Consider the following 6,703-nt stretch of genomic DNA (forward strand, 5'->3'; position numbering starts at 1 on the left):
GCTTCGCGGCGGCCATCGCGGCGGCCGCCTGCACCCGCGCGGGCGCGCACGCGCCGAACGTGCAGGAGGCGCTCGCTACAGCAGCCGCTGGTACAGGCAGGCCTTGAAGAACGCGTTCCACGCGTAGGGCCACGTCTCGCCGCCCGACGCGAGGGCCGGGTTGTTGTGCCAGCCCGGCCCGAGGAAGTACACCCACGCGTCCGTGTGCGGCAGCACGCTGTTCGGCCCGACGCCCTCCGTGCGGTTGAGGTAGCCCGCGATGCGCGACGCGGTCAGCAGCAGGTTCGCGTAGGGCCGCGCCAGCAGCGTCCGCGCCTCCTCCTCGTTCTGCGGGAAGGGCACGCCGAGACTCACCCCGAAGGCGCGCAGCCGCTGGTTCTGCCCCAGCGCGTCCTCCCACGACATCTGCGCGATGCCCACCGTCTTGGAGAGCTCGCCCGTCCAGCCGCTGCGGCCGTACACCTGCGTGGCGCGCAGCGCGGCCGTGTCCGTGAACTCGCGCAGCAGGCCCGACAGGCCGTACGCGAGGCTCGCGCCCGCCTGCTCGTTGTCCACGACCGCCGCGAGCGCGCCCGGCGCGAGCCGCGTGTCGTTCGCGGCGCGGCGGATCCACGTGGCCTGGCGAAGCACCACGTCCGGCGCCATCGGGACGGGACTCGCGGACGAGATGAGCGCCGCGAGGTCCCGCGTCCGCTCGGGCCGCTCCACGAGGACGTAGCGCGAGAACGCCAGCCAGTCCCGCGCGTTCGCGATGGCCGCCTCCGGGGAGGAGAACACCGAGCGGCGCTCCAGCCCCGCCGCCTGGTTGCGCGTCTCGACGTCCACGAGCCGCATCAGCGCGTTCGCCTGCGCCTCCCCGAACACCGCGCGGGCCTGACGGTACAGCTCGAAGTGCCGCTCCAGCAGCCGTGTGTGGCGGCGTCCCGTGATGCGCATCTCCTGCAGCGTCGCGTCGAAGGCCGCCGCGTGGGGCGCGTAGCCGCGCGTGACGCGCGGCGCGAGCGGCGCCGCGTCCGGCAGGTCGGGGACCTTGACCGTCTCCGTCGGGGCCTGCAGGCGGTCGTAGGTGCGCGTCGCGTACCACGCGACGCTCGGGCTGAAGCTGACCAGGACCAGCACGGTCACGGTCGCGAGCGGCCCGAGACCGGCCCGCCAGCTGCGTTTCCCCGCGACCATCGCCACGAACAAGAGGGTACAGGGGCGGATCGCGCCCGGCAAGGGCTGACGCGCACCTTGGAGGGACCTGAAGGAAACCGGAAGGACCTGAAGGTTCCCGAAAGAAGAGCGGCCGGGGCGAGGTGCCCCGGCCGTTCCGCAGGTGGGCCGCTCCCGTCAGCCCTTCACGGCGCCCGCCGTGAGGCCCGAGACGATGTTGCGCTGGAAGATCAGCACCAGCACGATCAGCGGGATCGTTACGATGACGCTCGCCGCCATGATCTGCCCGAACGGGTTCTCGTACTGACTCGCGCCGCTGAACGACCCGATCGCGACGGGCACGGTGCGCGCCACGTCCGTCGTGGTGAACGTCAGCGCGAACAGGAACTCGTTCCACGCGCCGATGAAGCCCAGCAGGCCCGTCGTGACGAGCGCGGGCGTCATCACGGGCAGCATCACCCGGAAGAGCGTCTGCAGGGGTGACGCGCCGTCCACCACGGCGGCCTCCTCCAGCTCGTTCGGGATCTCCCGCACGAAGCTCGTCAGGACCCACACCGTGAACGGCAGCGTGAAGATCATGTAGCTCAGGATCAACCCGCCCCAGGTGTTGTACAGGCCCAGCGCGCGCACCGTGGTGTACATGCCGCCCAGCACCGCGATCTGCGGGAAGACGCTCACGCCGAGGATGATGTACATCAGCGCGCTCTTGAAGCGGAAGCGGAACTTGCCGAGCGCGTACGCGGACAGCACCGACAGCAGCAGGCTGATGATGACCGTCCCGGCGGCCACGCCGAGGCTGTTGAAGAGGTTGCGGCCGAAGGGCTGCCCCTGGAAGACCGCGCGGTAGTTCTCCCAGGTCGGGCTCGACGGGAACCAGTCGAGCGCCGTCTTGGAGAGCTCGGCGGGGTTCGTGAAGCTCGTCTTGAGCGCCCAGTAGAACGGGAACAGGACGTAGAACAGGATGATCAGCACCAGCACCCAGAACAGGGCCTGCACGATCTGATTCAGCACGGGGTTCTTGCGCATGGAGGCCTCAGTCGAACCTGACCCGCAGGCTCGTCACGTAGATCACCGTGAAGATCATGATGATCAGGAAGATCAGCACGCTCACCGCGCTTCCGTAGCCGAACTGGGCGTTGTCGATCATCTGCTGTCGTGCGTAGATGCTCATCGTCATCGTCTCGGGCGCGTTGCCCTTCACGATGTACGGCATGTCGAACACGCGCAGCGCGTCGAGCGTGCGGAAGATCAGCGCGACGAGCAGCGCGGGCGTCAGCAGGGGCAGCGTCAGGCGGAAGAACTGCCGCACCTTGCTCGCGCCGTCCACGTCCGCCGCCTCGTACATGTCGCTCGGGATGCTCTGCAGTCCCGCGAGGATCAGCAGCGCCATGAAGGGCGCCGTCTTCCACACGTCCACCGCGACGAGCGCGCCGAGCGCCGTGTTGGGATTCGCCACGAAGGACTGACCCGCCTCCAGCAGACCCAGCGAGCGGCCCCACTGGCTGATGATGCCGAAGTTGTCCTGGTACATCCAGTTCCACATCTGCGCGCTCACCACCGTCGGCACCGCCCACGGCACCAGGATCGCGGTGCGCAGCAGGCCGCGCGCGCGGAACTTGCTGTTGATCACGAGCGCCATGCCGAGCCCCAGCAGGGTCTCCAGGACCACGCTCGACACCGTGAACTTCACGGTCGTCCAGACCGCCTGCCACCACTGCGGGTCGGTCAGCAGGCCCGACAGCGTGCCGTCGTCGAGGCGGAAGGCGTAGTTGTCGAACCCTATGCCCTTCGGCGCGGGGTCCGTGTTGATGTTGTACTCCGTGAACGACAGGTAGATGGTGCGCAGCAGGGGATAGCCCGCGACGAGCGCCAGCACGATGATCGTGGGCAGCAGCAGCCAGATCGCGGTGCGCGACCGGGTCGCCTCGACGCTGCGGTTCCTCCCGGGCCGACGGGCCGTGGATGGAGTGGAGGTCGCCATGATGCTCCTTTCACTTCGAGTGTGCGGCACGTGTGAGGCGAGTTCGTGCGGGCCGCGTTGTTCATTTCCTCTAAATTCGGAATGGGCGCCCCCGTGAAGGGGGCGCCCATCGGTCAGAACGTCCGGGACGGGCAGGCCCCGGGGATCAGAAGCCGCGGCCCTTGATGCGGGTGATCTGCGACTGGATGCTCGAGGCGGCCGCCTCGGGCGTGGACTTCTTGGTGAGGACGTTGTACACGCCGGTCGCGAAGGCGTTCGAGACCTGGTTGTACTTGCTCTTCGTGACGGTCGCGGGACGCGCGACGGCGTTGGTGAAGACGTCGTACAGGCTGCCGAAGAAGGGCACGGCCTTCAGGACGTCCTGGTCCTTGTAGAGGCTGGCGATGGTGGGGTTGTAGCTCGCGTCGATGGCGCGGCGCTTCTGCTCCTCCTTGCCGGTGAGGTAGCGGATGAGGTCCGCCGCCTCCTTCGGGTGGGCGCTGTAGGCGTTCGCGGCGAGCTGCCAGCCGCCGAGCGTCGCGGCGGGCTTGCCGCCGGGGCCCGCGGGCAGCGCGGCCACGCCGATCTTGCCCTTGATGGGGGAGCCTTCGGCCTGACCGGCGGCGTACGCGTACGGCCAGTTGCGCATGAAGGCCGCGTTGCCGCCCTGGAAGACGTTGCGGGCGTCCTCCTCGGCGTAGGTGGTGACGGCCTGCGGGGAGATGGTGCCGACGAAGCTCTGGATCTGCTTCAGGGCCGCGACGGTCTTGGGGTTGTTGATGGTCACCTTGCCGCTGCTGTCGACGATCTCGCCGCCGCCGAAGCTGTTGACCCACTCGAGCGCGTCGCAGGTGAGGCCCTCGTAGTTCTTGCCCTGGAAGACGAAGCCGACGAAGCGGGGGTTGCTCTTGCGCTCGCCCTCCTGGATCTTCTGCGCCATCGTCTGGAGCTCCGCCCAGGTCTTGGGGGCGCTCTTGTAGCCGTACTTCTGCAGGAGGTCCGTGCGGTAGTACAGCACGCCCGCGTCCGTGAACCACGGCACGCCGACGAGCTTGCCGTTGATGGTGTTGTTCTTGACGATGGCGGGGAAGTGCTGGTCGAGCTCGGCCTTGGGGATGCTCTTGCTGAGGTCGGCGAGGTTCTGGCCGATCAGGCCGGGCCAGACGACGTCGATCATGTACACGTCGACGTCCTTGGACTTCGCGCCGAGCTGCTGCTGGTAGAGCGCGAGGCGGTCGCCGGTCTCCTTGGGCACCTGCAGCACGCGGACGGTGTTGCCGGTCTTCTTGGCCCAGGCGTCGGCGCCCTTCTTGCACTGGTCGTAGCCGCTGCCGACGGAGTCGCAGGCGAAGGTGAGGGTGACGCCCTGCGCGTGGGCGACGCCCGAAACGAGCGCGAAGGTGAGGCCGGCCAGAATCGTGGCTTTCTTCATACGTCCTCCTGAGGCACGCGTGGAATCCGTTGCGGAAACGGTTCCAGAATGAATTTGTCGTACTTCACGAAAGTACCGCCACTTGTGTCCAATGTCAAACGAATCCCGTGAGGAACACGCGAGAAAAGAAGGGCGCGGAGACCGTCGCCGCGCCGGAGTGCTTTCGTTCGTGATGTTCCGCACGAAAGGACCATCTGGCTCCAAGAGCGTAAACGACGGGGCCCACGCGGGTCAAAGAACCTTCAGGTCGGATGAAGACGAAAGTAGCGGGCGTTGCGGGGACCCGCCCCGCGCCTCTCCAGCAGGCCCGCGTCCACGAGGGTGCGCAGCCCCCGCCACGAGCCCTGCGTGGACAGCCCGCAGCGCTGACGCAGGTCACCGTTCGTGACGCCTCCCGGCCGCGCGGCGAGCTCCAGCGCCGCCTCACGCGACGAGGAGCCCCGCCTCGCGGAGAGCGCGGGGGAGACCGCCGCGTCCACGCGATCGGCGGCGCGACGAGGACGGCCCGGACCGTTCCGTGACGGCGCCGCCGGTGCGGGCGCGGTCACCGGAGTCGGGACGGGCGCGGCCTCCGGCCCCCGCGCCGCCGCGCCGCCCAGCGCGGAGCGCGCCGCGTCCGACAGCAGGTAGCGCGTGGACGGCCCACGCCCCGCGCGGGCGATCAGGCCCCGCTCCTCCATGGTGGCCAGCAGGCGTGGCGTGCGCTCCTCGGGCAGTTGCAGCGCCCGCGCGAGCTCCGCGCGGGACGCCTCGCGCTCCCTTCCGAGCAGGCTCAGCACGATCAGCATGTCGAGGTTCAGCGACTGCATCTCCTCCTGCTTCCTCGCGACGAAACGCACGAACTCCGCGTCGAAGCCGGGGTTGTGCAGCGTCAGCGTCACCGCGTCCGGGTACGTCGTGAACTCCGGCGGCTCCTTCCCGTGCCGCAGCATCAGCTGGTACATCTTGTCCACCCCGACGCCCGCGCGCTCCACGAAACCGAGCCGCGCGAGCGCCTCCGCGAGGAGCGGATTGCGCCGCTTGGGCTGGTGGCGCAGGATGTTCGACGGCGTGATGCCGCCCGGGAAACCGCCCGGATTGCTGATCTCCAGCCGATCCGGGTAGTGGTGCACGTGCACCACGTCGCGCAGCTGGTAGTCGCGGTGCGCGAGCGCGTTGAGGATCGCCTCGCGGTAGACCACCTCGTCGTAGTCCCACACCTCGATGCGGAAGAGGCCCACCTGCACGGGCGTGAAGGCGTTGCGGGCCTGCACCAGCTCCGAGAGGCGCAGCAGCAGCGCGGGCAGGGGACGCAGCAGGTCCTCGCGGAACTGGAAGTCCACGTCGCCGCGCGCGTGATGGTAGTAGTCCACCTCGGCCTGCGGGACGAAGGTGCGCAGCGCCACCGCCGTGCCCGCCATCAGGATGCCCGCCACGGTGGGCCGCCACTCCCCGTCCGTCTCCACGATCAGGCCGAGCTCGCGCAGGAAGTCGAGGTCCGCGAGGCCCGCGAGGTCCCCGCGCCGCCCCATGGAGCGCAGACGCGCCACCTCCACGGGATCGAGGTCCGACAGGGACGCCATGGGCGGCACCGTCGCGGTGAAGTCGGGCTGCGCGAGCGGCTCGGACGGCGACGCGCTCACCGGCACGAGGTGCGCGCCGTCCCACGCGACGACCTCCCCGTCGGGCGTGGCGAGCAGGTACGGCGCCTGTGGCACGAAGATCGCCAGGACCCGTCCGCCCTCGCGCGGCTCGTGCTGCACGTTCACGCTCAGCCGCCCGCCGGACAGCTCGAAGATCGCGTGCGTCACCTGCAGCGGGTGCAGGTCGCTCGCGTCCTGCACCCCGCCCCCGTGCACGCCCACGTAGATGGTCCCGCCGCGCACGTTCGCGAGCCCCACCGCGTACCGCGCGAGGTCACGGGGGCTGATGTCGACGGGCAGGTTCACGCTCGGCGGGCCCGAGGGGCGCGTCAGGACGTCGGACAGGGCGCTGGGAGGTCTGTGCATGACAAGGACTCCCACTCTACCCGCTTCGCGGGGCGCGCTCCACCCAGAAGCGCTCCACGTCCCGCGCGCGCCTGCGCCCGTCGCACCACACGAGCGCCACGCGCCAGCCCACGCCCCACAGCACCGCCGCCTGCCGGAAGCGCCGTCCGAGCTCTCGCGCCTCCGCGA

The 6,703-nt window shown here is 69.7% G+C and carries 5 protein-coding genes; all 5 read right to left on the reverse strand.

The genetic code is table 11. From position 1 onward, the window contains the following. Positions 1-75: 75 nt before the first annotated feature. A complete protein-coding gene (locus DEIPI_RS29420; protein WP_045233883.1) occupies positions 76-1,176 on the reverse strand; it encodes a hypothetical protein in 1,101 nt (366 codons plus the stop codon). Positions 1,177-1,332: 156 nt separating this feature from the next. Further along, on the reverse strand, positions 1,333-2,181 hold the full coding sequence (locus DEIPI_RS0107575) for a carbohydrate ABC transporter permease (RefSeq protein WP_027481375.1): 849 nt from the start codon (positions 2,179-2,181) through the stop codon (positions 1,333-1,335). Positions 2,182-2,188: 7 nt separating this feature from the next. After that, entirely contained in the window at positions 2,189-3,136 is a 948-nt protein-coding gene (locus DEIPI_RS0107580; protein WP_027481376.1) for a carbohydrate ABC transporter permease, read from the reverse strand. 145 nt (positions 3,137-3,281) lie between these two features. Further along, complete coding sequence (locus DEIPI_RS0107585) at positions 3,282-4,547, reverse strand: ABC transporter substrate-binding protein (RefSeq protein ID WP_027481377.1); 1,266 nt, start codon at positions 4,545-4,547, stop codon at positions 3,282-3,284. A gap of 242 nt (positions 4,548-4,789) precedes the next feature. Beyond that, positions 4,790-6,535 (reverse strand): ATP-binding protein, encoded by a 1,746-nt coding sequence (locus tag DEIPI_RS0107590; protein ID WP_027481378.1) that lies wholly within the window; start codon positions 6,533-6,535, stop codon positions 4,790-4,792. Positions 6,536-6,703 lie beyond the last annotated feature (168 nt).

The organism is Deinococcus pimensis DSM 21231, assembly GCF_000519345.1.
GTDB classification, from domain to species: domain Bacteria; phylum Deinococcota; class Deinococci; order Deinococcales; family Deinococcaceae; genus Deinococcus_A; species Deinococcus_A pimensis.

What these genes read in the sequence shown, in the direction of transcription:
- DEIPI_RS0107580 (WP_027481376.1), bottom strand. Translation starts at nt 3,136, where the DNA reads ATGGCGACCTCCACTCCATCCACGGCCCGTCGGCCCGGGAGGAACCGC.
- DEIPI_RS0107575 (WP_027481375.1), bottom strand. Translation starts at nt 2,181, where the DNA reads ATGCGCAAGAACCCCGTGCTGAATCAGATCGTGCAGGCCCTGTTCTGG.
- DEIPI_RS0107585 (WP_027481377.1), bottom strand. Translation starts at nt 4,547, where the DNA reads ATGAAGAAAGCCACGATTCTGGCCGGCCTCACCTTCGCGCTCGTTTCG.
- DEIPI_RS29420 (WP_045233883.1), bottom strand. Translation starts at nt 1,176, where the DNA reads ATGGTCGCGGGGAAACGCAGCTGGCGGGCCGGTCTCGGGCCGCTCGCG.
- DEIPI_RS0107590 (WP_027481378.1), bottom strand. Translation starts at nt 6,535, where the DNA reads ATGCACAGACCTCCCAGCGCCCTGTCCGACGTCCTGACGCGCCCCTCG.